26 protein-coding genes are annotated in these 25,075 nt (G+C 32.7%); 9 read left to right on the top strand and 17 right to left on the bottom strand.

The genetic code is table 11. From position 1 onward, the window contains the following. Positions 1-39: 39 nt before the first annotated feature. Positions 40-1,212 (top strand): hypothetical protein, encoded by a 1,173-nt coding sequence (locus tag AC4BB2_RS12945; RefSeq protein WP_490473317.1) that lies wholly within the window; start codon positions 40-42, stop codon positions 1,210-1,212. A 58-nt stretch (positions 1,213-1,270) separates the two neighbouring features. Here AC4BB2_RS12945 and AC4BB2_RS12950 read toward each other — a convergent pair whose 3' ends face one another. Beyond that, a complete protein-coding gene (locus AC4BB2_RS12950) occupies positions 1,271-1,894 on the bottom strand; it encodes an NAD(P)-dependent oxidoreductase (protein WP_490473318.1) in 624 nt (207 codons plus the stop codon). Between the two features lie 70 nt (positions 1,895-1,964). Continuing rightward, positions 1,965-2,387 carry an Rrf2 family transcriptional regulator gene (locus tag AC4BB2_RS12955; protein WP_490473319.1) on the bottom strand — a complete coding sequence of 141 codons (423 nt, stop codon included), beginning with the start codon at positions 2,385-2,387 and terminating at the stop codon, positions 1,965-1,967. A gap of 272 nt (positions 2,388-2,659) precedes the next feature. Between AC4BB2_RS12955 and AC4BB2_RS12960 the strand changes: the two genes are divergently transcribed. The 4 genes from AC4BB2_RS12960 (at position 2,660) to AC4BB2_RS12975 (ending at position 6,496) form a co-directional block, all read left to right on the top strand. After that, entirely contained in the window at positions 2,660-3,469 is an 810-nt protein-coding gene (locus tag AC4BB2_RS12960; protein ID WP_490473320.1) for a hypothetical protein, read from the top strand. A 211-nt stretch (positions 3,470-3,680) separates the two neighbouring features. Beyond that, on the top strand, positions 3,681-5,141 hold the full coding sequence (locus AC4BB2_RS12965) for a DUF4822 domain-containing protein (protein WP_490473321.1): 1,461 nt from the start codon (positions 3,681-3,683) through the stop codon (positions 5,139-5,141). Positions 5,142-5,241: 100 nt separating this feature from the next. Further along, positions 5,242-6,237, top strand: coding sequence for a WxLIP family cell surface protein (locus AC4BB2_RS12970; RefSeq protein ID WP_490473322.1), 996 nt, complete (start codon positions 5,242-5,244; stop codon positions 6,235-6,237). Then, positions 6,212-6,496 carry an LPXTG cell wall anchor domain-containing protein gene (locus AC4BB2_RS12975; protein ID WP_490473323.1) on the top strand — a complete coding sequence of 95 codons (285 nt, stop codon included), beginning with the start codon at positions 6,212-6,214 and terminating at the stop codon, positions 6,494-6,496. The genes AC4BB2_RS12970 and AC4BB2_RS12975 overlap by 26 nt, the downstream gene beginning before the upstream one ends. Before the next feature lie 54 nt (positions 6,497-6,550). On the opposite strand, the gene AC4BB2_RS12980 is transcribed toward AC4BB2_RS12975, so the two are convergent. Further along, positions 6,551-7,126 carry an NADPH-dependent F420 reductase gene (locus AC4BB2_RS12980; RefSeq protein ID WP_490473324.1) on the bottom strand — a complete coding sequence of 192 codons (576 nt, stop codon included), beginning with the start codon at positions 7,124-7,126 and terminating at the stop codon, positions 6,551-6,553. Between the two features lie 197 nt (positions 7,127-7,323). Here AC4BB2_RS12980 and AC4BB2_RS12985 point away from each other — a divergent pair, with 197 nt between their 5' ends. Then, positions 7,324-8,307, top strand: coding sequence for a tRNA dihydrouridine synthase (locus AC4BB2_RS12985; RefSeq protein WP_490473325.1), 984 nt, complete (start codon positions 7,324-7,326; stop codon positions 8,305-8,307). Positions 8,308-8,467: 160 nt separating this feature from the next. Here the strand turns inward: AC4BB2_RS12985 and AC4BB2_RS12990 are convergent, their stop codons facing one another. The 3 genes from AC4BB2_RS12990 to AC4BB2_RS13000 all read right to left on the bottom strand — a co-directional run bounded on the left by AC4BB2_RS12990 (position 8,468) and on the right by AC4BB2_RS13000 (position 11,125). Beyond that, positions 8,468-9,556 carry a glycoside hydrolase family protein gene (locus tag AC4BB2_RS12990; RefSeq protein ID WP_490473326.1) on the bottom strand — a complete coding sequence of 363 codons (1,089 nt, stop codon included), beginning with the start codon at positions 9,554-9,556 and terminating at the stop codon, positions 8,468-8,470. Positions 9,557-9,621: 65 nt separating this feature from the next. Then, positions 9,622-10,035 (bottom strand): GW dipeptide domain-containing protein, encoded by a 414-nt coding sequence (locus AC4BB2_RS12995; RefSeq protein WP_490473327.1) that lies wholly within the window; start codon positions 10,033-10,035, stop codon positions 9,622-9,624. 34 nt (positions 10,036-10,069) lie between these two features. Further along, positions 10,070-11,125 carry a CHAP domain-containing protein gene (locus AC4BB2_RS13000; RefSeq protein WP_490473328.1) on the bottom strand — a complete coding sequence of 352 codons (1,056 nt, stop codon included), beginning with the start codon at positions 11,123-11,125 and terminating at the stop codon, positions 10,070-10,072. Between the two features lie 617 nt (positions 11,126-11,742). On the opposite strand from AC4BB2_RS13000, the gene AC4BB2_RS13005 reads away from it, so the two are divergent. Continuing rightward, entirely contained in the window at positions 11,743-12,612 is an 870-nt protein-coding gene (locus AC4BB2_RS13005) for a Fic family protein (RefSeq protein WP_490473329.1), read from the top strand. Between the two features lie 868 nt (positions 12,613-13,480). Here the strand turns inward: AC4BB2_RS13005 and AC4BB2_RS13010 are convergent. The 10 genes from AC4BB2_RS13010 to AC4BB2_RS13055 are packed head-to-tail and all read right to left on the bottom strand — an operon-like array spanning position 13,481 to position 21,484. Continuing rightward, positions 13,481-14,302 carry a transporter substrate-binding domain-containing protein gene (locus tag AC4BB2_RS13010; protein WP_490473330.1) on the bottom strand — a complete coding sequence of 274 codons (822 nt, stop codon included), beginning with the start codon at positions 14,300-14,302 and terminating at the stop codon, positions 13,481-13,483. Continuing rightward, positions 14,299-14,979, bottom strand: a complete 681-nt coding sequence (locus AC4BB2_RS13015) for an amino acid ABC transporter permease (RefSeq protein ID WP_490473331.1) — start codon at positions 14,977-14,979, stop codon at positions 14,299-14,301. Before AC4BB2_RS13015 ends, AC4BB2_RS13010 begins: the two co-directional genes overlap by 4 nt. A gap of 46 nt (positions 14,980-15,025) precedes the next feature. After that, positions 15,026-15,685: an ABC transporter permease subunit gene (locus AC4BB2_RS13020; protein ID WP_490473332.1), complete on the bottom strand. Its 660-nt coding sequence runs from the start codon at positions 15,683-15,685 to the stop codon at positions 15,026-15,028. Continuing rightward, positions 15,669-16,385, bottom strand: a complete 717-nt coding sequence (locus tag AC4BB2_RS13025) for an amino acid ABC transporter ATP-binding protein (protein ID WP_490473333.1) — start codon at positions 16,383-16,385, stop codon at positions 15,669-15,671. The genes AC4BB2_RS13020 and AC4BB2_RS13025 overlap by 17 nt, the downstream gene beginning before the upstream one ends. A gap of 23 nt (positions 16,386-16,408) precedes the next feature. Next, positions 16,409-17,659 (bottom strand): ATP-grasp domain-containing protein, encoded by a 1,251-nt coding sequence (locus AC4BB2_RS13030; protein WP_490473334.1) that lies wholly within the window; start codon positions 17,657-17,659, stop codon positions 16,409-16,411. A gap of 8 nt (positions 17,660-17,667) precedes the next feature. Continuing rightward, positions 17,668-18,879 (bottom strand): ATP-grasp domain-containing protein, encoded by a 1,212-nt coding sequence (locus AC4BB2_RS13035; RefSeq protein WP_490473335.1) that lies wholly within the window; start codon positions 18,877-18,879, stop codon positions 17,668-17,670. Further along, positions 18,876-19,937, bottom strand: coding sequence for a threonine aldolase family protein (locus AC4BB2_RS13040; protein ID WP_490473336.1), 1,062 nt, complete (start codon positions 19,935-19,937; stop codon positions 18,876-18,878). The genes AC4BB2_RS13035 and AC4BB2_RS13040 overlap by 4 nt, the downstream gene beginning before the upstream one ends. A gap of 2 nt (positions 19,938-19,939) precedes the next feature. Next, complete coding sequence (locus AC4BB2_RS13045; protein ID WP_490473337.1) at positions 19,940-20,212, bottom strand: MoaD/ThiS family protein; 273 nt, start codon at positions 20,210-20,212, stop codon at positions 19,940-19,942. Beyond that, positions 20,205-20,768: a hypothetical protein gene (locus AC4BB2_RS13050; RefSeq protein WP_490473338.1), complete on the bottom strand. Its 564-nt coding sequence runs from the start codon at positions 20,766-20,768 to the stop codon at positions 20,205-20,207. The genes AC4BB2_RS13045 and AC4BB2_RS13050 overlap by 8 nt, the downstream gene beginning before the upstream one ends. Further along, positions 20,762-21,484: a HesA/MoeB/ThiF family protein gene (locus AC4BB2_RS13055; protein WP_490473339.1), complete on the bottom strand. Its 723-nt coding sequence runs from the start codon at positions 21,482-21,484 to the stop codon at positions 20,762-20,764. The genes AC4BB2_RS13050 and AC4BB2_RS13055 overlap by 7 nt, the downstream gene beginning before the upstream one ends. A 122-nt stretch (positions 21,485-21,606) precedes the next feature. Between AC4BB2_RS13055 and AC4BB2_RS13060 the strand changes: the two genes are divergently transcribed. Continuing rightward, positions 21,607-22,437 carry a helix-turn-helix domain-containing protein gene (locus AC4BB2_RS13060; protein ID WP_490473340.1) on the top strand — a complete coding sequence of 277 codons (831 nt, stop codon included), beginning with the start codon at positions 21,607-21,609 and terminating at the stop codon, positions 22,435-22,437. On the opposite strand, the gene AC4BB2_RS13065 is transcribed toward AC4BB2_RS13060, so the two are convergent. Further along, positions 22,414-23,283, bottom strand: coding sequence for a helix-turn-helix domain-containing protein (locus AC4BB2_RS13065; protein ID WP_490473341.1), 870 nt, complete (start codon positions 23,281-23,283; stop codon positions 22,414-22,416). The genes AC4BB2_RS13060 and AC4BB2_RS13065 overlap by 24 nt on opposite strands. A gap of 95 nt (positions 23,284-23,378) precedes the next feature. Here AC4BB2_RS13065 and AC4BB2_RS13070 point away from each other — a divergent pair, with 95 nt between their 5' ends. Continuing rightward, positions 23,379-24,581 carry an MFS transporter gene (locus AC4BB2_RS13070; RefSeq protein WP_490473342.1) on the top strand — a complete coding sequence of 401 codons (1,203 nt, stop codon included), beginning with the start codon at positions 23,379-23,381 and terminating at the stop codon, positions 24,579-24,581. Positions 24,582-25,075: the final 494 nt, after the last annotated feature.

A 25,075-nucleotide genomic window follows, 5' to 3' on the forward strand; every position in this document is an offset into this window, starting at 1 on the left:
GACAATAATTCGAGACAACTAAGGAGGAGAAAGAGATTTATGGGAACTTTTATTATGTTGGTTGGTTTTTTAGGGGTAATTGTTGGAGGCATTTTTTCAGTAAAAGCATTCATTAAAAAACAACCGAAGAAGAAAGCATTACTTTTAACTGGAATTAGTTTTATCGTGATGATTGGAGCTACCTCTTTACTGCCCACAATGCCGCAAATAGAATTAACTGAAGAATCAGTAGAAACAAATGCTGAAGGAACAGTAATAATCACAGGAAAAACAAATGATCAAAGTCAGATCACTCTAGATGGAGAAAAAATTAAAACTAAAAAAGGTTTATTTTCTTATGAAGTAACCTTGAAAGATGACCAAACGAAAAAACTAACTTTTGTCGCTTCAATTGGTGACAATGATAAAGCAAAAACAATCGAGCTTCGACCATCAAAAGCCTTTGTTGCTTTTTTAAATGAAGAAAAACAAGAACAAGAATCAATAAAAAAAGCGGAAACTGCCTTAGTTTTAGCCGAAAAAAAGCCTACGCAAAAAAATTATGATGAAGCTGCAACTCGTGTCACTTCTCTGACTAAAGAACAAGAGGATTTAACTAATCGTCTAGCAATCGTAAAAGAAAACGTACCTATTTATGAAGCTCTCGAACTGGCAGAAACAAAGCAAACAAAAGAACATATAGATTCTGCTAATGCCTTAGTAGCCAAAGCAACTTTAAATAAAGAATCTTTATTAAGAAGGTTAAACACCCTTCAACAAAAAATCACGGAAAAAGAGAAAGCCGAAAAACAACTTGCAACTGCCCGTGAAGCGGTGGAAAAAGCAGAACAAGAACCGACAGATGAGCATTACAATTTAGCAATCGCTAAAATCAAAGAACTTCCAAATAACAATACAGATTTAACCAATCGAGCAAATAAAGTTAAACAAACTCTCACTACTCAAAAAGAAGAAGCCAAAAGAGTCGCTGAAGCTCAGAAAAAAGCCGAACAAGAAGCTCAAAAAATTGCGGCTGAACAACAGCAAGCACAAGCAGCTGCGCCAGCTCAAACCCCAGCTCCAAATACACAGGGAACTGGAGAAACGGTTTTAGTTACTCGGACTGGAGACAAATATCACAACCGTAAATGTGGGAATGGCACTTACACTCCAGCAACATTAGAAGAGGCCCAAAGTAGGGGCTTAACTCCTTGTTCTAAGTGTTTCGGCTAAGGAACCCATAAAAAAAGAATTTCCCTGTTTAACGGGAAATTCTTTTTTTATTATCCTTCTATTGATGAACACTAAAACGTTGGTTCAGATGCGCACCATTTTGAATTTCATCTACCATTGCGATTGCATAGTCAGCATATGAAATATAGCTCTTACCATCTTTATCTGTTTCCAATTCTTCACCAGCCGCAACATACTTACCTGTAGCTGGACCTTCAGCGTCAAATTCTGCTGCTGGGCTGATATATGTCCAGTTAACATTTTTAGAGGCTTCTAATAAGTCTAACCCTTTACCCATTGCAGTTGCTAATGGTTGAAATGCTTCTGGAAACTCTGGTGTTTCACTCAAACGTAGCGTATGCTCTGGATTAACAAATAAACTTCCAGCTCCGCCGACAACTAACAAACGTGTTTTTTGATTTGTCAAAATATCGATTAAGTGTTGTGTTGAACCAGTAAACTCACTAACATCGCCCCAAAAACCTAATGCACTGACCAAAACGTCAAAATCTTTCACATCATCTGTCGTTAAACCATATACATCTTTTTCAATAACTGGTGTTCCATCAGTGATTTTTGCTGCGTCACGCACAATCGCTGTAACCTCAAAACCTCGTTTTTTTGCTTCTTTCAAAATTGCTGAACCTGCTTTTCCGTTTGCTCCTAAAATTGCTACTTTCATATTTAATCTTCCTTCCTATTTAATGAAACTTTTTTTGTTACATTTAAATTTAAAAAGAGAAGAGACTCTTTCAGGCCTCTTGTTGCTTGATTTGATGAATCACATCAGATAAAGCAATCTCTTTTAATTCTGATTCCATACTTTGTTGAACTTTTACATATTGTTCTTCTAAAACCGTTTGAATGTTTGCTCCTACTAAACAGTTTGGATTAGGATTTTGATGAATATTGAATACTTCATGATCTAATTCAACAGCTTCGTAAATATCATAAAGGGAAATATCTTCTGCTTTTTTCAGCAAATATGTTTGTGTTGCGCCCCTACTTGTATGAATGAGTCCAGCTTTTTTCAGCTTACTCATTAATCTTCTGACGACAACAGGATTTGTATTTACACTAGATGCAATCAATTCAGAATTGACACGATCGGGAGGCCCGATTTCAATCAAACTGAGAATATGAATCGCAACGCTTAATTTCGTTGACATGGCCATGTCTATCACTCCAACTCTTAGTAACAATTTAAGTTACATTTAAATCTTACTGCCATTCGAGAGAAAAGTCAACAGATAATGCTCAACTTTTTTTATAATAGACAACTATCCTTTTTTCTACCTGCTCTCTTGTATGTTCATAGAGCAACTAATAATTTTCATTTTCAGCTTCACTACAGGACTTATTTCTAATTTAATGATAAAATTCAAGTGGAGTATTTCAAGCATAGTCTACATATAAAAAGAAAATTATTTTTCAAAAGGAGCCTTACATGGAAATCAAACTAGAGGTACTTATTACTGAAAGCAAAACAACGATTCAATTTAACAACACTCAAGGTACCATAAACATAGTTAATACTGACGATCGAAAAGTTACATTAGAAAAACCCTCTATCTATTTTCTATTGAAGAACAACAACATTGTCGCAATTGAAAAAGCAGAACTAAGTTCTTCTTATCAAGATATCGATTTTAACAAAGCAATCACAGTCACTCCTCCATGGGATGTTGAGCTAGAATATCTTGAACAACTTTTTATTGCTGATGCGACAAAAAGCGGGATAAAACTTGTAAATAAGCCTCAAGAAGAATCAAATATTCCTGCGAATTACGAAAAAACAGTTACTGACTACAAAGATCAAGTATTATTGGTCCTTGAAAATTTTGGCTATTATTTAAAACACCACGAAGAACCTAAAAAAGCCAAAGCAAAACCTGCTAAAGCTCGTCATAAATGGACTAAAGAAGTCAGTCAGATTGAGTTTTTTATTGATACAAGAGAAAGCAAAGCAACCGCTCTTTGGCATAAACGAAATGAAATGCTTCTAAAATCTGGCGCTACAATGATGGCCAATCCCCCTCTCAACAAAGATGGTTCTCTAGGATTTTCTGCAAAAATGGGAGAAAGAATTCGACAAGATCATAAAGACAAGGTAAAAAATAATGTTACAACTGAAGATATCATTTTAAAAAGTGTGAATGAAGTTGGTTTATTTTTGTATTTTGGCGGAACAAATAGTTGGCTTGAACTGATTGATGCCAATGGGAAGACTATTAATGAATGGACAGTCGTTCAATAACAGCCAAAAAGAAGATGCACATTTCAGACTAATATAATATGAACCACTCGAGTAAATAACGTGACTCGAGTGGTTTTTTGTCCTAAAAAACTGCTACTACAAAAAAATTTATATTTTGTTTATTTTTTGTTTATTCTCCGTTTACTAACTTGAAGTAAGATTAAGTAGTGAAAGCACTAGTTATACACATAAAAAAATGGAGGTTTTACAAATGATTAAAAGAAAAACGTTTAAGGATACCTATGTTTACGCATTATTTACACTATTATTCATGTTAATAGCTGTGACAAACGGAGCAAAAGCATTTGCGGCAGAATTTGAGCCCAACCAAGTGATAGGCTCAACAAATTGGGAAGGAACATTTGTCTATGACGCACAAGGAAATGACGTAACAAGTCAAAATAGTGGTTTTATTGGTAGAGCAAAATATGATGCTACAACCAATCGCTATGAATTCTTCGACAAACAAACCAATGTATCTAGAGGAGACAAAGGTGTCTTCTTCATTACACCAGACGGTAAAAAAAGAATTTTACTCTCTGAGCTAGGTTACCGAGTTGTTGTTGATATGGTGAGATTAGATAAAGATATGTTTACTTATCGCAGACAAGGTGTACAAAAAGATGGATCAAATGGTTTCGTATTTGTAGAACATGTTCCTTATTCAGGTGAGTTAAACTTCACCTCACAACCCCCTGTCTTATCTAAAGAAACAGGTACAATTATCAAAGATCAACCAGGTATTGATATTCTTGCTTCTACTTTCTGGCAAGGAACAAAAGCACTTGATGCAGATGGCAAGGATGTTTCTGATTACAATAGAGGCTATTTAGGATTAGCTCGTTACGATAAAAAATCAGGCAGATATGAATTCTTCGATACAACAGGTAAAACTAGAGGCGACTTTGGTTATTACGATGTGATTCGTGATAATAAAGAAAGAACTCATATCTCTGTAGGTAGCAACTATGCAGCAACTTTAGAATTGACAGAACTAAATAATGAACGATTCACCTATTCTAGAAACGGTAAAGATGCAGAAGGTAAAGATATCACTATTACCGTTGAACATGAACCCTACACAGGTGAACTACCTTTAGAATTTACGTTTAATCCAGAAAATGAATTAATCGTGATGCCTCCAATTAAAACAGAAGAAGACGCAGAAGGCTCAGTAAAAAGTAACGCTATTGTAGAAGTTGAAAATCTTACTACAGCAGGCACAATGAAATTTAGCGAAAGTGCAAATACAGAAGCTAGCATCATCTTTGAAAAATTAAATACAAAAGACAATCTATCTACTTTAAAAGAAAAAGAAGTTGGAAAAGCAACTATCAGTGTGATTGATACACGAACAGGCTCAGGTTCAAAAGACGAATGGACAGTTAAATCTAAATTAACAGATGGACCTTTTGGAAACAAAGGATTTTTACTAAATAAACTTGCTGTTGTTTTAGAACCCTCTACAGAAGATAAAACGGTATCACCAACTGATAAAGTAACAATGAATGATAGTGATGAGCATCAAATTCTTACAGTCGGCTACCAAGAAGGCAACACTGAAAGAAAAACAGTAACACTTAATCCACAGTTGGCAATCGGTCAAAGCAGTTTATTACAAACTGGAGTATATGGCGCGAATATTACTTGGACATTAACACCTAAAGTATAATCTAAAGACAAGAGCTTGGAGCAAAACTATTCTTTCGTTTTGCTCCGAGCTCTAAAATCAAATATACCTATTTAAAATTTTTCTAAAGGAGTTTTAAGCAATGAAAACAAAAGTCTTTTTTCCTACTTCCTTTCTGTTGCTCTCATTTTTCTTATTATTAATCCCCAATATTGTTTCAGCAGCTGGGACCTCTTACTATGTCAAACCAGTCATTCCAGACAACCAGTTAGACAATACCGAAGATTATTTTAATATAGGAACATCATCAATAATTAACCAAACAATCGAACTACTGATCACAAATGAGTCTGATGAAGACAAAACAATGGAATTAGCCCTCTTAGATGGAATGACAACTAAAGATGGCGCAATTAGCTACGATATTGATCACAAATATGACGAAAGCCAACACTATAAGTTTTCGCAAATTGCTTCTGTAGAACAAAAAGAAATTATTGTTGAAGCGAATAGTACCCAACAAGTAAAGATACTGCTAAAATCTCAAACAGAAAATTTTGACGGTATAATTTTAGGCGCCATCAACATACATGAAAAAGAACAAGGAAAACAACCTGCAGCTGGATTAAATAATGTCTTTGCCTATAATATTCCAGTAAAGATACGAGTGAACAAAGACAATAAAGATATCCATCTAAACTATAAAGGTATGACTTTAGCAAAAACTCCCTCTGGAAAAGCAATAAATATGACCTTTCAAAATCCAGTGTCAAACATTATCAGAGAGCTAAATTTATCATTTGAAATCTATAAAAAAGGAAAATCAGCGGATATTCTTTTCAAAGATAGTATGTCTGGTATTGAGATAGCACCAAATAGTCTCTTTTCTCCTGAATTATCTCTTGTTAATTCTAAATTAAAAGCAGGTGATTATGTCTTAAAAATCGTTGGAAAATCGAAGGATATTGATGCAGTTTGGGAAAGCGACTTCACTATTTCACGATCCGATTCAGGTGATATTAATGAAGGTTTAGAAGTTCTTTCAAGTAATAATCGAATCTGGATCATCTTTGCTGTAGTCGCTACTTTAGTGGTTTTAGGAGGAGCCGGCTATGTCTTTTACAAAAGAAAAAAATAAAACTACTGTTCTATTCTTTCTGCTATTCATTACTGGTTTGTTTTACTATCCTAATGCAGCGAGTGCTGAAGATATCGTAAGTGAAGTGACTGTCGAGGTTTATAGAGAATCCCCTATTTTTGTAGACACTGCGCAAAAACTACTGCCAAAAACGAATGAGAAAAATGGATTGTTTTTAAGTTGGATTGGATTATTTTTAATTATGACCTATTGGATCTTGCTACAACTGTTTAAAAATAAGCCCCCCTTGGAACACTAACTAAAAATAAGGCCTGACAGAAGCAATGCTATCAGGCCTTATTTTTATTCTGTATTATTTAAAAATACCAAAGCCACCAGTCCAACCGATTTTTTCAGCAGATGCTAACGTAATTTGTAAAAAGCCCATTGCTTCAAGTTCACGTGCACGTTTTAATGAACCTGCATCTATAACTCCTAAACCACTACCATCTAACACATTTATTAATTGTTCTTTTGCTTTTGAATCATCTGAGGCAAGTAAAATAGTCGTTTGATGCTCACCCGCTACTTTTTTACTTGCCAGAGTAGCAGCGAAAGTTGTATTAAATGCTTTAATAACAATCGCGTCAGGCAATTCTTTGGCGATTTCAGCTGCTGCGGAGCTATCTGCTGGGACAACCAAGTTATCAAACGTATTAAAATCAACAGGATTGGTAATATCGATCACGATTTTTCCGGATAATAAGTTCTTGTATGAATTTAAAATAGAAGAAACTGCTGGATACGGCACAGCCAAGACCACAATATCTCCTAATTGACTTACTGTACTATCTTTTGTTATATACGTCACTTCATTGCCTGCGTCTACAAAGTTACTGCCAATTGCGCTTCCCATATTTCCTTTACCAAAAATACTAATAGTTGCCATTCTAAAAACTCCCTTACATTTTTTTGTTGTAGAATTTATAAATCTATTATAACGCTTACTAAAAATAAGTAAAACGAATTGTTCTTAGAGAACATATCCAACAGTAAAATCTTCCCTTTGATTCTTTCCTGCATTCTTAGTATAATGATTATGCTTTTTACGAAACTAATAGCGAGCAATAGAGTGGAGATTATATAATGACAACTAATTTTTGGGCAGAATTACCAAAGCCTTTTTTTGTATTAGCACCAATGGAAGATGTAACGGATGTGGTCTTTCGCCATGTCATAAAAGAAGCAGGCGCACCTGATGTTTTTTTTACTGAATTTACGAATTCAGATAGTTATTGTCATCCAGATGGCATCGAGAGCGTTCGAGGGCGTTTAGTTTTTACCGAAGATGAACAGCCAGTAGTCGCTCATATTTGGGGTGACAAACCTGAATTCTTCAGAGAAATGAGTATTGGATTAGCGGAAATGGGCTTCAAAGGCGTGGATATCAATATGGGTTGTCCCGTCCCCAATGTAGCAGGTCGAGGAAAAGGGAGCGGTCTTATTTTACGACCAGAAGTGGCCGCTGAATTGATCGAAGCGGCTAAAGCTGGTGGTTTGCCGGTTAGTGTTAAAACACGGATTGGATATGCAGAAATCGCTGAAATGGAAGACTGGATCACGCACTTATTGAAACAAGATATTGCCAATCTTTCGGTTCACTTACGGACGCGAAATGAAATGAGTAAAGTTGACGCCCATTGGGATTTGATTCCTCAAATTATGGAAATTCGTGATCGTGTTGCACCGCAAACACTAATCACGATCAATGGCGATATTTCCGATCGGCAAAAAGGTCTGGAACTTGCGGAACAATACGGTGTAGATGGAGTTATGATTGGTCGAGGGATTTTTAAAAATCCTTATGCGTTTGAGAAAGAACCTAGAAAGCATTCTCCAAAAGAGTTACTTGGATTATTGGAGATGCAACTTGATTTACAAGATCATTATGCTGAAATGGTACCACGCTCGATTGTTGGTTTACATCGTTTCTTTAAGATTTATGTTAAGGGATTCCCTGGAGCTAGTGATTTGCGAGTTAAATTGATGGGGACGAAATCTACGGATGAGGTTCGGGCGATTTTAGAGGAGTTTTATGAAGATAAACCAAAAGAGTCTCTGATTGAGTAAAATTAGACAGTAAATTCTAACCATTCAATCTTTGTTATCACATAAGAAAACAGAAGGTACAATCGGCTAAAGTCGATTGTATTTTACATATTTTTTTCTAAAAGCGTCTTCTAATCCCGCTTACCAGTAGTATTTAGAAGACTGCTTCTTACAGCATTGTCTAGAATGCTCGTTGGTCAATCCAACCAAGATTAGCTATATAATAGTAACCGCCTTTTTTTCCTGTTGCTGTCACTTTTTTTCCAATGTGATCTTTGGTGTTGCCTAACACTTGAACCCCTGAATACCACGGGAGAGGATTAATTTGATATCCACCATTTTTAATCGTCAATGCTTGGTTCACTTTTTCAACCGTGTCAAAAGCTTTATTATCAACCCAACCTTTTAACTCTGGAGTATAATAATAGGCGCCTACTTGTTGTGTTATTCTCACAACTTTTCCAAGATAATCAATTGTATTCCCTATTTTAATAAAGCCCTTTTCTCCCCACGGTAATGTATCAATCGTATACTTTTGATCTTTATGGAGCATTCTATATTCTTGAATCTCCGTCATTACCGTTTCTTTTGCGACAATTGCTGCTTCGGCATTTAAATACCCTTTCCACTCCCCTGCATCCGTGTACAACGAGTAATATCTCGCCCCGTTCGAATGGTTATAATACCCTTTAGCTAGTAATGTCTGATTAAATAGATTATCCGTTGTGTCTTTTTTGTTCCAGCTAAAACTACTCCATAGTGAATAACCTTTTTTAGTGATTGTTACATATTTTTCATAAGCAATATATGGTCCTTGCGGTTTACTGATGGCTTCCATAAACAGACTTGCTTCGGCATTTCTTCGACGTTCTAGTCCTGGTAAAACTTGTCCTCCTGCATGTTTGTATAATTTCATTTCATTAGCCGCATTTTGCCACTGTTTGTTATTAAGATATATAAGTAAATCTGATCCTCTAAGAATTTCTGAACCTAAATTAAAATGAAAACTCGCTAACGCATCAAATTGATTTTGATTCAACTGAGCGGTAACATATTTAAAGATTCCCGAAGAGTGACTTAACATATCCTCAGCTAAAAATGTATTAGCTTGAGCTTCTGTAATCACCATTCCTGGATAAACCCCTTTTGTATGACCATAACCAATAGTCCAAATACCAATAGGATCTTGATATGCTTTTAAATACAGGCCTTCAAATTCTTTTACTAAAGCAACACCTTTTTGTGCTACTTTCATCCCTTCATTAGCCATGTCTTCTCTCCTTTCCATATCAATGTAAGTAAAGAACACCAGAAAAAATGTTCTTCAACTAACACTTAAAACGCTCGATGATCAATCCACCCAAAATTAGCTATATAGTAGTAACCGTCTTTCTTTCCTGTTGCTGTCACTTTTTTTCCAATGTGATCTTTGGTATTCCCTAATACTTGAACTCCTGCGTACCATGGGAGAGAATTGATTTGATATCCACCATTTTTGATTGTCAATGCTTGGTTCACTTTTTCAACCGTGTCAAAAGCTTTATTATCAACCCAACCTTTTAATTCTGGGGTGTAATAATAGGCACCTGATTTTTTAGTCAACGTTACAACTTTTCCAGCGTGATCTGCTGTATTACCAATCTTAACAAAACCTGTTACTCCCCACGGAAGTGTATCAATTGTATATTTTTGATCTTTATGAAGCATCTTATATTCTTGAATTTCTATCATTTTCGTTTCTTTTGCCATAATGTTTTCCTCCTCTTAATTAAAATACCGCCACTCAGAATGCTCGTTGGTCAATCCAACCAAGATTAGCTATATAATAGTAACCGTCTTTTTTCCCTGTTGCTGTCACTTTTTTTCCAATGTGATCTTTAGTGTTGCCTAACACTTGAACTCCTGAATACCACGGGAGAGGATTAATTTGATATCCACCATTTTTAATCGTCAATGCTTGGTTCACTTTTTCAACCGTGTCAAAAGCTTTATTATCAACCCAACCTTTTAACTCTGGAGTATAATAATAGGCGCCTACTTGTTGTGTTATTCTCACAATTTTTCCAAGATAATCAATTGTATTTCCAAGTTTAACAAAGCCCTTTTCTCCCCACGGTAATGTATCAATCGTATACTTTTGATCTTTATGGAGCATTCTATATTCTTGAATCTCCGTCATTACCGTTTCTTTTGCGACAATTGCTGCTTCGGCATTTAAATACCCTTTCCACTCCCCTGCATCCGTGTACAACGAGTAATATCTCGCCCCGTTCGAATGGTTATAATACCCTTTAGCTAGTAATGTCTGATTAAATAGATTATCCGTTGTGTCTTTTTTGTTCCAGCTAAAACTACTCCATAGTGAATAACCTTTTTTAGTGATTGTTACATATTTTTCATAAGCGATATACGGCCCTTGTGGTTTACTATCTATATATGGCGGACGAATAACTCCCCAAAAATTTGTATAGCTTCTCGTAAATGCTCTAGCTGGACCTGATCCATCAAATGGTGCCTGGCCATTTTGTTCTACTGAAGTATAACTTGTCATCGTCGCACTTGTGATAATTCCTGTATGACCATATTGATCGTGTGCCCAGATAAAAATATCTCCAGGTAACGGTAGAAAATCAGCTGTGTTTTGGTATCGTTTAAATCCAGCAGGTAATCCTTGTGTTACCAAATCTCTAGCATTACCAGTTGGATGCCAGCCAAAATGTTCCATACAGAATGCTACCACTAGATCCATGCACTGAGCTCCATATACACCATCATAATCGATTTTTTGACCAATTTTTCCATTTGCCCAACTAACAGCTTGTTCTTTTGTAATTGACATTTCACTATTCCCTCTTTCTACTTTTTTTCCTAATAATTGGTATCGAGATCTCTAAACTAGACTAGTACTTATTAGGTACTCCTAGTTTATCTATTTTTGGTGAGAAGAAACTGGCTATATTCTGTTGAAAAACTCCCAGATTCTTTTTTTTCCTTCGAAAAGAGTAAATAAAATAAGATAATTTATTTAATGTGTTCTTTTTAAATATTCTATCTATTATAAAAAAAGCCACTTTCCCACAAGGAAATAGCGGCTTAAAATCCTTGATATACCAAAGATTAACATTTTGAGAATTGGGAAGTTTTACGAGCTTTTTAAGACCTGTTTTACAGCCTGAAATGTTTCATGTCTTATAATGAAATTTTCAAGTTGAAATTCATATTAGTAAAACCAGAAACAGAATATCATAAACGATTTGATTCTTACTCAGCAATGAAAACTGGATTTCTAATTAGTCCAATGGATAGACAACAGGTTTTAAAATATCAGGAACTGAGTACAACTTATTCATTAACAATGTCCCTAGAATAACGTACTTAGTAAGTGAGTGCCATAAACAATCAACTCAACTTTCTGTTCTTTTAGGTCAACTATCCAACCAATAAGTAGACGATTTTTTGAACTATTTGCTAATAGAAGAAATGCAACCAACCAATGAATATGAAGGCATTAAAAGTACTCGTAAAGAGCTAGATAAAGCGATTAAAGAAAAAGATAAAAGCTATCGTTTTTCCGGTCTTAGTAGGCTTTATTCTGAGATAGCTATTGGTGAAAGTAAAATCATTAAAACCCCTACAGATATTCGCTCAATCTATGATGATTTAGTCTCTCCTGAAGTTGAACTTGATAACCAACTAAGTCATAATAATTTATTTAGAACAGATTCTGTTCAAGTTAGCAGTATCAGTGGTGCTGTTCATTTTGGTGAATATCCAGAAAATATTGAAACACAGTTAGCAACTATGCTAGATTTTATTAATCTTCCTGAAGAAGAATTTCCAATGATTTTAAAAATCATTATCTCTCATTATATGTTTGAGTATGTTCATCCTTTTTATGATGGTAATGGCAGAGTAGGTCGTTTTATACTGTCAAACTACCTAGCAAAAGAATTAGATATCGTTTCAAGTCTTTTAATGTCTCGTAGTGTTAAAATTAACCAACCTAAATACGAAAAAGCTTTTTTATCTATTTCTGAAAAAGATAGCTTTGGCGAGGGAACGTTCTTTGTGATAACTCTTTTAAAATTACTTTTAGACACCCAAAGAGAGATTAGTTCCCATAGCAAAAAAAGACACTTTCCAAAATTTGGAAAGTGTCTTGAAATGTTACAATTGAATGGTACTCAATTTCTTGCGAAATCTCCGTCCCATATTGTATTAGTAACCAAAATTCGTAACTATACAACAATTCTGTGCGTCTTAGAATACTACCTATTTTATAATACTCTCGAAATTGCCATTTTGTTCTCTGAAGCTTCTTTTTAGTTTTCTCTCTTATAACGAGTTATTTATATTGATTTTTGTGTTACTCAAAATGATTATTAATTTCTATAGGAATATTCTCTCTAGGTATATTCAATTCCGAATTAATATTATAGTTTTCTCTAAAACGTCCTATATCAAAAAACATCCCTAAATTATACTGCGGTGTTATTTTAAAACCAATTAATTTTCTGCCTTCAAAAAGGAGTAACCTTTCACCTATAAGACCATTTGGACTACTATTGTTTTCGGTGAATAAAATAGTATCAGAGGAAGTAACAACTACGTTATTTCATCTTCCATCAAGTAACGAGATACGAAGAATCTTCAATCTCCGTTACTAAAATAGAATCAGTACCACCACCAGAACTGCTTTTTGACTACCTTTTGACTAATTATTTTTTGTATTTATTTTCCATCTATTATATCTCCGCTAAAAAATATTTTAATTTCCTCTGAAACTTCCTTTGCTTCATGGTTATGAAGATAGTGAGGGCAATCATAATAAACAATTTTTCCATTTCTGATTTTCTCTAGATAGTACTGGAATCTGGAAATGCTCTAGAGTTATATCTTTAACTTGTTTCACTTCATTAAGTATAATAGAGTTACTTTTCAGACACATCCTAATAATCACTAGCACTTCTTCTGAATATTTTTCATCATTTAATATGATATACGTTGGATTTTCATTCGTTGGAAAAACAATTATTCCATTTAATTTTTACTTTTAAAGCAAGATTTATATCTTATTCATAAAACGACATTAACCTAAATTTGTTTCCCTCCTTGGATTCGTTTTCATAATTCTATTATAAAAGAAAAGACTGTAGACTTCATCCAAATATTGGACTTTGTCTGCAGTCTGATATTACTTTTCATTTCCGTATTTTTCTATACTTTTTATATTGCAATATTCTAAAGCTAGTTCATCTAACTCACCAGTTTTTCGCATACTCTCAATAGCTTTATTTACTTCTTGTCTTAGCTTTTGATTTTTTTTATTCAAAATAAATAGTGATGGCTCCACTTTTATAGGTTTATCTATTATTAAGATTTGATTTTTCAACTTTTCATCTTTTTCAACTACTGCACTAATACGTGAATAGTCATCGATAACTCCATCCCAACGATTCATAATTAAACCGTTCAAACAATCTGACATTCCGATAAATGAGCTACTTTCTTTACTTTTTATTTTTATATTTGGATTATTTCGAGAGTAATCTTCATAAATTTTCCTTAAACCATCTGAATTAGGTAATGGTTGTAAAGATTTGCCATTCATATCGCTAATATTTTTAATACTACTTGTTTCTTTTACTGCTAATGTCACTCCAACATAATAATATGGCTCTGAAAAAAGGAATTTTTTATTTCTTTCTTCTGTATAATATTTATTTCCGGCTTCAATATCGTATTTTCCTTGTTCTAAACCTGTTGCTGCAATATCGTAATCGACCATTTCATATACAAATCGATAGTCACTAAGCCTTTCATCTATTTCCCTTAAAATTCGATAATCCAATCCATCTGGTTGTCCATTCTTATCAGTAAATGTAAATGGGGCTATGTTATTATCTAAGGCGACATAGACAGTCGTTACATCTGTATCTTTGGATTCTTGATTTCTACAAGAAACTAAGACAACTATTAATAATAGACTCATAACTAAAGCTACTTTTCTTTTCATTGCATGCCTCCTAATTTTATATTTTTAAGCATCAAACTAAATAAAATTTCAACAACAATGTTCATTACCCAATAAATCACCGCCACAATAATATACACCTCAAAATAGTTTAAAGATTGATTGCCTATTATCTTCGCTCTTCCCATTAAGTCAACGACCATAACCATATACACTAAAGATGTATCCTTTAATAAACTAATACAAGCATTACACAAATTGGGAATAGCTATAACCAATGCTTGCGGGAAAACAATTCTCTTTAAAGCTATCAACATACTATGACCTACTGATACGCAAGCATCTATCTGGCCCTTATCGACTGATTTTAAAGCTGTACTAAAAATGTCTGATGCATAGACTGAATAATTTAAAGATAAGCTAATCAAAGCAATTACAAATGGAGAAATTGTTCCTAAACTATTAAAATACTCTGCTACCAATAATGGTACTACATTAAATAGAATATAAAGTTGAACAACCATGGGAATACCACGAATAATGATAATAGAAAAGTTAATGCTTGTTCTTATAAACTTATTTGATCGTAACTTCAATAACGTTAAAAACATTCCTAAAAATAGACTTACTAAAACAGAAATGAAGAATAGGGATAGTGTTGTTGGTAGCTCTTTTAACAGTTCTTGTATAGAATGTAGTATAACATCGACATTAAACAATCGTTCACCTCATTTCTATATAACGTTCAAATCTATAAGATAGTTATTAAGTTAATTTCTTTTCAACTGTCCTTAGTACTGCTCTAATTCCGATTGATAAAACTAAATACAGACTTGCTACAATTAAATACACACTAAGTTTATTTACGCCTAATTGTTGATCTATTATTTGGCTGCCTCTCCCCATTATTTCCACAACACCAATGGAAAATACTAATGATAAAGCCTTAAATTCATCAATGAGTAGATTGTTTATATTAAGCATAACAAGCTTAAAGCCTTGTGGAAATATAATTCGTAAAAACAGGTATTGATTACTGTAACCTATACTTTTTCCTGCTTCAATTTGCTCTCTTTCAATACCCAAATAGCCACTTTTGAATATTTCACTCATGAATGCTGAAAGATTAAGACTCAAAGCTAAAACTGCATAAATTACAGGATTCAAATGATGGATATTTAAATTAAAAATATCCATCATTTTAGGAATTCCAAAATATAAAAGAAATAACTGAACAATAAGTGGGGTCCCTTTTTCAAAGGAAATAAATACAACTAAAATTTTTTTAATAACTGATCTATCTTTAACTAAAACACAGGTACTAATCAATCCTAAAATACAGGAAATGAATACAATTATTAGATAAAGACTGAGTGTAAAAGGTACTACTTTAATAATTTCTACTAATTCATTTAATTTTTGCATACTTTGTACCACAGCTAGCTACCTTAATTTTTTTTGAGTTTCTACGAATTAATCCCTCAGCTGTCAAATAATAGATACTATGAGCAATTTCATCCGCAAAGTTCTCATCATGTGTTACGATCAAAATACTCATCCCAAAACTAGAACATTCTTGAATAGTCTTTTTTATAACATCAATGTTCATAGAATCCAATGCGGATGTCGGTTCGTCAAGTAAAAGTATACTTGGCTTTAACGCAACTGCTCTTAAAATCGCAACTCTTTGTTGTTGTCCACCAGATAATTGCTTAGGATAATAATCTTTAAACTCTACCATTTCAATTTTTTTTAACAAACCAAGTCCAATATTCTGAGCTTCTTTATTTTTCATTTTTTTGACAAAGATTAGCCCTTCAATAATATTTTCTAAAACGGTTAAATTTTTAAATAGATGATACTCTTGAAAAACAGTAGCCGTCTTCCTTCTCATTTTTAGAAGTTCCTTTTTTTGATAATGTTGAAAATCAAGAGCTTGTTCATCAATTTCCATTTCTCCACTATCTGGAATATCGAGCAAATTAATACACCGCAAAAAAGTTGTTTTTCCAACTCCACTAGAACCAAGAATAACCGCAATTTCTCCTGATTCGATAGTAAAATCAATATTATCCAAAAGACTTACACCATTAATAGTTTTATAAACATGTTTAAATTTAAACAAAAAATCAACTCCATATTTTCCAATTAAACTATCGTTATCTCCATGTTTTGCTCTATCTCCGAAATTTTTTGATCAATTTCTGAAAAAGAGGTTCCTGTTATTGTCACATGACCTAAAGCAATTGAATCGGGAGGTAATTTTACTTCGTCTCCTTCTTTCACGTACATAAGAAATTCAACTATATCTTTATTTAAAACATATTTTTCTTTTCCAACAATATTATTTATTCTTCCTTCCTCAACAGGAAAAAAGTGTTGAAATCCTACCTTATTAGATACCGTTGGCGTTAACTGTTCTATTCCTATTTCTTTACCGATACTTTGTTCTACTATCAGCTTTACCATATCAATACCCGTAGAGATTAAAATAGATTGGTAAACAGGTCCTCCTCCAATTCTTGATCCTACCTCTAGAATAAACACTTCACCTTTTTCTGTGATTCTAAATTCAGAGTGCGTAGCCCCCATATTAATACCTAATGCCGTATTCGCCATCTTTGTACTAATTTTTATTTTTTCTTCAATTTCTTTGCTATGTCTTGTAGGTGTGGTAAAATATCTTTCCTCAAAGTATGGTCCATTCATTGGAATATTCTTATCATGAATTCCTAAAATATGTGTTTGTCCATTAACTACCAGCGATTCAACACTAACTTCTGCGCCCTCTAAATACTCCTCTATCAACATACTGTCACCAAATTCTTTAGTAGTCATCTCAAATAGAGGATCGTATTCAAACTCTTTAAAACTTTTTGATTTTAAATGATGAAAATTAGCAACAAGTTCTTCCTCTGAATTAATCCTCATAACAGATAAACTACCACCACCTATCAACGGTTTAACCACTACAGGATAACCTATTTCATTACAAACTTTTTTTGCTTTTTCAATTGTATTTGCTAGGTCAAATTTTGATGAGTTCAGTTTATAGGTCATGAACTTTTTTCGCATTAAATATTTGTTTCTAGATACTATCGCTACTTCGAGAGGGATAAAAGGTAACATTAAATATTCAGCAATTTGCGAAGCAAGAGGTACAGCATGCTCAACAAATGTCGCAACACCTGTAATATCCATTTCTTCTGACAAACGATTAACGGCACTTAATACATCTCTGATGTTTTCCGTATCTATATCTATTACCTTGTCAAAATACTTAGCTTCCCAAGTTGGTTTTTTCATGATTAACGTTACATGATGGTCATATTTGGCTAATGTTTCAAAGTGTGAAACTCTACTGGGGTTTACAATATTAATAAGGATAATGGTCTTCATTTTATCACCTAGTCTCTTATAATTTTGATAGTAATCATTGAAAAAATTTGATCTAACGTTTCTTCTAATTTAATTCTTGTTTCAGCGCAACAAAGGATCCATCCTTTACGATCCAGACTACTCTTTAGAACAGGCACTGTGTCTCCAACTCTTAAATCTAGCTCCATAGATACTAAGCCATCTGCTCTTAAAGCTTTATCCAATCCCTCAATACTAACTACTTTTCCATGAGGCAAATCAAAATATCTTATCCCAGCATTTCTTCTTATCGGCAGTTCTGTCTTCATTCCATGAGGTAAACTGCTTAGATAACGAATGATTGGTTCTACAAAATTAGTTTGGTAAACCATTTCTGCCATAGGTAAAACATGGTCTCCACCATATCTAGTATGCAGTTCGACTAAGTGAACAGACTGATCATTTATATACATTTCCAAGACTATAGGTCCAAATCTAATATCTAAAGCTCGTACAATATCTTTTAACCATTCATAACATCTGCCAAATATTTTATCTGTTTTAACATGGGGAATTGTGTGTCCGCTTTCAATAGTTGTATTTTGATAAAGGTGTTTTTCTTCCACATCAACTAAATAAATATCATCTTCCATTACGATAAATTCTATACAAACTTCCTCACCTTGAAGAAGTTCTTCAACCAACACAGTAGAACTACCCGTAATTTTCTGATACTCTTGATATGCAGCTTCAATTTCTTCAATTGTATTTATTTTTTCTACCCCGATGCTTCCCCTTAAGTTTAATGGTTTGATTACAATTCCATTTTCAACCTGTTGAAAAAAATGCTGAATCTCCAACAAATTATGACAAACTCTAAATTGAACATCATCTATTCCCTTTTCACTTAAAATCTTCCTAGTTTTATCTTTATCTACACAATTAGTAACAGCTTCTACAGAATTGCTAACAAGTCCAAACTGATGAGCTATTTTCGCTGTATGAATTAATGCTGTCTCTCTGAAAGAATAAATAATATCTATTTTTTTATTTTCATTTTCTTTTTTAAATAACATTAATAACTCTTTATAGTCTGAGATGTCACACGGTATAAATCGGATATTTTTATTAAAAAACTGGGCAGATTTTTCAAATTGATCCTGTGAATCTACCACTATAAGCTCATAATTATATTTACTAATCGTTTCAATCAGTTCTTTTATTAAATTGGGAGGTATGCCCACTAAAAAAAATCGCTTCATGGTTTACCTTGTCCTTTCTTTCCAAAAAAGTTGGCTACCGAATTGATGACTGTAGCTGCCGTCATAATATCCTCTTCGCTTATATCTAAATGAACAATCGCTCTTACAGTATTTTTACTCCACGGATACGTGTAAACACCATGATCAATACACTTATCCACAAATATTTTTGAATTTTCTAATTCTAACTTTGAAATATCAATCATAACAATATTCGTTTCTGGAACTAAAACTTCAACATAGTCGTTTTCCTTCAGCTCTTCACAAAAAATTTTAGCATTTATATGATCATTTTCTAATCTACTAATATTATTTTTGATTGCATACAATGCGGCAGCTGCCATAAATCCAGTTTGATGCATAAATCCTCCGTACCATCTTCTATATCTTTCAGCTTTTTGAATAAATTCCTTACTCCCCATCAGTATAGAGCCAAAAGGGCCACCTAAGCCTTTTGAAAATGAACAAGATAAACTATCACAAACAGAACCAAACTTGGCCGGATCAATATTCAAGGCAACACAAGCATTCAAAATTCGCTCACCATCAATATGGAGTGGAATTTTTTTGGCTTGAGAATATGAATAAACACGCTCAATAAGTTCAAAAGGATAAATTTTTCCCGAATGATAGTTGATTGTATTTTCAATTAAGATTAAGCCCACATCTGGAAAATGAGCTCCTTTCATTCTTTTTCTCATCTGCTCTTCAATATTTTCAGGAGTCAGTAAACCATCTTCTGTAGGTACTGTACTTAAACAAACATTAGCTAAGCTTGTAGCAGAGCCCGTTTGAAAATAATTGACATGATAACTTTCATCTAAAATAACCTCTTCACCTGATGTCGTCCATGTTTTAATTGCCACTTGATCACTCATTGTTCCCGAAGGCATGAATAACGCTGCTTCCTTTCCAAACAAATTAGCGCAATAGCGTTCAAGTTCTAAAGTTATCTGATCTTCACCATAAGCTTGATCCCCTACATCTGCGTGATATATTGCATTTCTCATCTCTTGAGTAGGCAAAGTACATGTGTCACTTCTCAAATCGATTTTCATATTTACCCTCCTGTAATTGGTGTTAATAAAATGATTTCATCCCCGTCACTCACTTCATAATCAATTGTTTCTATTTCATTATTCACAATTACTGAAAATTTATAGTCAAGTAATTCTCCAGCTTCATTAATAAATAATTTTTGAAGATTATCATATTTCGAAAAAACAAATTTTAAAATAATATCCTTTACTGTCCTCATCTCATCTTTTTCAATTTCATCTGACTTAGTCTGTGTAATTTTTTTTATACCTGTTTGATAAGCAACTTTAATCACTAATCTTATCCTCCTTTACAATCACTTTGATTTCTCCTTCAACATCACCTTCGTAAAAGCATTTAAATGCTCTACCTTCATCAAGAATACTGACGATAAACATCAATTCACCCGTACCTTCACCTAATTTTTTATCCAGTTCAGAACAGTTCTGTTTTGATGGACCATTTTTCCATGAACCTTCATGATGCAGATGATATCCTCCTAAAAAGGACATAGAAGCTTCTTCAAATGTTAGTATCGCCTGCAACGTTTCTTTAGGTGAACTAATCCAACCTCTCTTTTCTATTGCTAAACCTCCACCAGTTGCAAATTGATTAATCAAACTAGTAAATTGCAACTGATATTTTTTATTGGTTCTAAAATTTTCTTTCAAAATAATGAAATTCTCAATATGAACTTGATGCTCTTCGATATATCCACCTAATAAGCCAAAAGCTTGATTCTCATGTGTTTCATTCTCTACCCATTGACTCGCTAGTTTTCTATCACAATGACTATAAATTTCTTGTAATAATGATTGAAATATAAAAACTGCATTAATTTTATCTAACATTTTTTTCCTTTCTCTTCTTGTCGTACTCTCTTTATTTTGGTCCAGGTGTTCTCATATCCATCAAATAAAAGCAGATTTTCATGTAAATCACTTTTGATACCTATCAATTCTTTCAATACTTCTAAAGCTTGATAGGAACCTATTATCCCAGGAATCGGGCCTAATATTCCTTTATCTTTACTTTCATCATCCACCTTATCACTACCCAAAAAGTTCAAATATGAATTGTTCGTACTACCATCAAAAATAGTAATTATTCCTTCAAAATTTTGAACGGCTCCAAAAATTACTTTTTTTCCATATTTTCTACTTAATTCATCAATTTTTTTTCGAGCGACAATGTTATCTGTGCAATCAACAATTACATCATAATAAGAAAACTCATAGAAATCATCCTTTTCGTTAATATTAAAAGCATAACTTTCTACCTCACAGGATTCACAAGATTCCATTAATTTTTTTTCAGCAATTTCCACCTTACTTTTATCCATATGTTTCTCATCGTATAAAATTTGTCTGTGCAAATTGCTAGGCTCAATCTTATCAAAATCTAATATGCCAATTTTTCCTATACCTGATCTCACTAAATATTGACTAACAATACTTCCTAAACCGCCAACACCAACAACTAAAACTTTAGAGTTCTTTAGTTTGAATTGTCCTTTCGTTCCAATTTCAGGCATCATTATTTGCCTCGAAAATTTATTTTTTGCCATTATTATCACCTCTTAACTGGAATTATGACTATTAATTATATTTCAGCATAATTACTATAGTGATTGTTAAGAGGAGATTAAAAATTTTATAATATACACACAGAGATATTGGAGGTATAGATATGAATTTAGGAATAATAATAAAACGAAAAAGGCTTGAGAAAAGTTTATCTCAAGCAGATTTAGCTTATGGAATTTGTTCTCAAAGTACTATTTGTAATATAGAAAATAATAGTAAAACCCCTAACGCTCTTATGTTGTCTGAGATTTCAAAAAAACTTTCTATTAACTTTGAAGAAATAATGCAAGATATAAATAAAGAAATTAATTTTTTCAATGAAATTAACAAAGATATCTATTTTGAAAAATATGAGTCAGCTAAATGTAAAATTATCAAGCTAAAAAAAAAATTGACTTACTCACAATCAGATTCATTTTATCAAGAACTTTATTTTACTGAGGGAATTATCTACTATTTTCATGAAAAAAAATTTAAAGAAGCTGAATATTTTTTTTCTTATTCGTTAGAATTCGCAAATTTTGCTCCCATCTTTACTCATTTAAATACCTTGTCACATATATGTCTTTGTAATCTAATATTAAAAAATATCAATGCTTTAGAAAAAAATTTCGTTAAAGTTCAATCACTTTACAAAAAAATTATCAGTAATTATTCAGAATCAGAAATGTTGAAATCAATTGATAGTCTATATATTTATCAATTTTTGCTTCACCAACTATCAAATTATCAAGAATCTATTCTAGTAGGTGAAAAACTTTTTGAACTACTTAGAAAAAATCATCAATCTCTATATGTAGAAAAAACAACTTATCTATTGATGTGTTCGAATAAAAAACTTAAACAAGACAAAGAAGCATTAAACTACACTGAGATAGTTAAAATATTTTCAATCTTCAACGCTACTAATTCACTGTTCGAAAATTTCTGTTAACAGAGACAGAAAATATTTTTTTTGATCACTATAGCCCATTTCTAAGAATAAATTTAATCTCATATCGAGTCGTTCTCTAGTTAATTTATCATCCTTGTTTTCTGCTATCTCAATACAAAATAAGTGACAATCTATTATCATTAACTGATTCATTTTGTTTTCTTTTTTTGCAATCCGTTTTGCTCTTAAAAAATAATTCGCTGATTTTTTCAACTCTTTATTTTGTAAAAGCAATGTACCCATGTTCATTAAAATGTGTACTTTTAAATTATTTTCGATTTGAATATTTTCATATTTAGTAAATTCTTGTATTGCCCGCTCAGTAAAAAATAATGCTTCGTCTATTGTAAACAGAAAAATAAAATTATTTAGTAATCTGAATTCATCTAAAAACCAGTTGTCTGCATTAAACAGGCGAGGTCTTATAATATCAGCTAAGCTTGCTAATGTTAATTCTGTTTGAAAATTATTTTTAGCCAATAACATTTGTGTCAAAAAATAGATTGTTTCGAATTCTTTTTGACCGGCTTTTAAATGAACTTTTACAATTGAATCAATTTGCCTAATAATCTGTAAATCTTGATTAATTTCTGCTGCTACTAACCTTTTATGCAATGCCATTTCTTCAACAAGTCTATAACCATTATGAATATAATTAACTTCTTCCAAACTTACTTGAAGTCTTTCTAGTAGTGCGTTTACTTTAAAAAAGCTAGGTTCGTAATTACCATTTTCAAATCTTGATAAATTAGACCTGCTTAGAATCCCTTTTGATAGCTCCTGTTGAGTAATATTTTTACTTTTTCTAATGAAACCAATTGTTTTACCAAAATTTTCTTTTATCATTTCTCACCCACCTTTTGTTCCTTATACGGCACATTACAATTGAGTTCTATAATTCCTTGCTAAAATAAACTTAATAAAAAGAAAAGAGGTTCTATATGACAAATACAAAACTTAATAAAGAGACCACTACTATATTATTAGGAACTTTATTTACAAGAATGGCAATGTTTATGAGTACACCCTTTTTAGCAATCTACTTAACAAATGAACTACACTTTTCTCCATTACAAACTGGCTATATTATTGGAATAAACCCGCTGATTAATGTGTGTTTTAGCTTTATATGCGGTTATATCTCTGATAAATTAGCCGTCAAGCATATTTTAACTTGGACCCCCATATTTTGGGGAATCATATTTATTTCTTTTAACTATGCACATTCATTTTACATGTTCCTATTCCTGAACGCAATTAACGGACTATGCTATAGCCTTTTTGAACCTACCGCAAAAAAAACATTGTCATTTTATACAAATGAATCTAAAAGGCTGCTTGTTTATAATCTTCGTTACGCGGCAATTAATTTAGGCGGGGTAATAGGTCCGTTACTAAGTCTTATTTTTAATGTTAAAAAAAGTTTAATTTCATATCTATTTTTAGGAGGAATTTATATCCTCTTTGGGCTAACGAACCGAATCATTTTTAATGGCGAACAAAAAAATGAACAGCGTACAATAAACACTTCTGCACACAAAAAAGTTAACATAAAACAACTGACACCTTACCTATTATTAATGCTTGGAATTACTTTTTCTTATTTTGCTTATGCACAGTTCAACTCTACAATTGCTCAATTTTTTGCAAATAGTCCAATTTTCAGCAATGGAGTTAAAACATATTCTTTAATTATTTCTACTAACGCTGCTCTTATCGTATTATTACAATACTTTGTTTTAAAAATGACAAAAAAAATCGCTTCTTTCACTGTATTAATTTTTAGCAATCTTTTATTAGCTTTTAGTTTATTGATCATGATTTATTCCTACCATCTAGCAATGATAGTTGTTATGGTTGTCTTTTATAGTTTCGGCGAACTATTACTTGGTGCACGTTTTGATTTTCTAGTAGATCAATTGGCTCCTGAAGAAAATAAAGGTTTCTATTTTGGTCTGGCTGAATTAACTAAATTCGGCAATACTATGGGTCCCATCGTTGGCTCATTTCTACTTGGCATTTATGGCTATACCAACAGCTTCCAGTTATTTTCCAAATTAGCCTTCATCACAATTATAGGTACTTTATTTATTTTCCTCAGCAAGTTAATGTATTCTCGTTTTGATTTAACGGCTAAAAAATAGTTTTTTAAGTAATTTGATTTACAAACATTTAACAACTCTTATGAATGTAAACTACCTGACACAGAAAAATAGATGCTCTGTTTTAGAAAGCCATTTAGACAATTTATTTAGCTTTAGCTCTTCAATTTCATATAGCTTATCTGTTGAATTAGACACAACTATCTATACAGGTTGATAGTACGTTTAGCAAGAAAATCATTTATTTTAAAAAAACAGACCTAAAGTCAAAATTGAAAAAATCCTTTGCTATTTTGTTAGATTCCGAGGAGCGAGAATTGTATTTTTACAACGACTAGCTCATTTATTTCTGCAAACGGTGGGCATGTTATGCTAAAATGTTCCGAGAACTAGCTAAGATATTGCTATTTTGTTAGTTCCTCGAGGCACTGACAAAACTATATTCCCAACAAAAGAAGTTAACAGCGTTTTGTGTTGTTGACTTCTTTTATTGGGTTTTACCGCTAGAACGATTCTATTTCTTTAAATTTTGTATT

Source organism: Enterococcus sp. AAFC-DPL-5146 (assembly GCF_058216635.1).

Excerpts from the sequence above, each read along its gene's own strand:
- AC4BB2_RS12945 (WP_490473317.1), top strand. The coding sequence starts at position 40 with ATGGGAACTTTTATTATGTTGGTTGGTTTTTTAGGGGTAATTGTTGGA.
- AC4BB2_RS12950 (WP_490473318.1), bottom strand. The coding sequence starts at position 1,894 with ATGAAAGTAGCAATTTTAGGAGCAAACGGAAAAGCAGGTTCAGCAATT.
- AC4BB2_RS12955 (WP_490473319.1), bottom strand. The coding sequence starts at position 2,387 with ATGGCCATGTCAACGAAATTAAGCGTTGCGATTCATATTCTCAGTTTG.
- AC4BB2_RS12960 (WP_490473320.1), top strand. The coding sequence starts at position 2,660 with ATGGAAATCAAACTAGAGGTACTTATTACTGAAAGCAAAACAACGATT.
- AC4BB2_RS12965 (WP_490473321.1), top strand. The coding sequence starts at position 3,681 with ATGATTAAAAGAAAAACGTTTAAGGATACCTATGTTTACGCATTATTT.
- AC4BB2_RS12970 (WP_490473322.1), top strand. The coding sequence starts at position 5,242 with ATGAAAACAAAAGTCTTTTTTCCTACTTCCTTTCTGTTGCTCTCATTT.
- AC4BB2_RS12975 (WP_490473323.1), top strand. The coding sequence starts at position 6,212 with ATGTCTTTTACAAAAGAAAAAAATAAAACTACTGTTCTATTCTTTCTG.
- AC4BB2_RS12980 (WP_490473324.1), bottom strand. The coding sequence starts at position 7,126 with ATGGCAACTATTAGTATTTTTGGTAAAGGAAATATGGGAAGCGCAATT.
- AC4BB2_RS12985 (WP_490473325.1), top strand. The coding sequence starts at position 7,324 with ATGACAACTAATTTTTGGGCAGAATTACCAAAGCCTTTTTTTGTATTA.
- AC4BB2_RS12990 (WP_490473326.1), bottom strand. The coding sequence starts at position 9,556 with ATGGCTAATGAAGGGATGAAAGTAGCACAAAAAGGTGTTGCTTTAGTA.
- AC4BB2_RS12995 (WP_490473327.1), bottom strand. The coding sequence starts at position 10,035 with ATGGCAAAAGAAACGAAAATGATAGAAATTCAAGAATATAAGATGCTT.
- AC4BB2_RS13000 (WP_490473328.1), bottom strand. The coding sequence starts at position 11,125 with ATGTCAATTACAAAAGAACAAGCTGTTAGTTGGGCAAATGGAAAAATT.
- AC4BB2_RS13010 (WP_490473330.1), bottom strand. The coding sequence starts at position 14,302 with ATGAAAAGAAAAGTAGCTTTAGTTATGAGTCTATTATTAATAGTTGTC.
- AC4BB2_RS13020 (WP_490473332.1), bottom strand. The coding sequence starts at position 15,685 with ATGCAAAAATTAAATGAATTAGTAGAAATTATTAAAGTAGTACCTTTT.
- AC4BB2_RS13030 (WP_490473334.1), bottom strand. The coding sequence starts at position 17,659 with ATGAAGACCATTATCCTTATTAATATTGTAAACCCCAGTAGAGTTTCA.
- AC4BB2_RS13035 (WP_490473335.1), bottom strand. The coding sequence starts at position 18,879 with ATGAAGCGATTTTTTTTAGTGGGCATACCTCCCAATTTAATAAAAGAA.
- AC4BB2_RS13040 (WP_490473336.1), bottom strand. The coding sequence starts at position 19,937 with ATGAAAATCGATTTGAGAAGTGACACATGTACTTTGCCTACTCAAGAG.
- AC4BB2_RS13050 (WP_490473338.1), bottom strand. The coding sequence starts at position 20,768 with ATGTTAGATAAAATTAATGCAGTTTTTATATTTCAATCATTATTACAA.
- AC4BB2_RS13055 (WP_490473339.1), bottom strand. The coding sequence starts at position 21,484 with ATGGCAAAAAATAAATTTTCGAGGCAAATAATGATGCCTGAAATTGGA.
- AC4BB2_RS13060 (WP_490473340.1), top strand. The coding sequence starts at position 21,607 with ATGAATTTAGGAATAATAATAAAACGAAAAAGGCTTGAGAAAAGTTTA.
- AC4BB2_RS13065 (WP_490473341.1), bottom strand. The coding sequence starts at position 23,283 with ATGATAAAAGAAAATTTTGGTAAAACAATTGGTTTCATTAGAAAAAGT.
- AC4BB2_RS13070 (WP_490473342.1), top strand. The coding sequence starts at position 23,379 with ATGACAAATACAAAACTTAATAAAGAGACCACTACTATATTATTAGGA.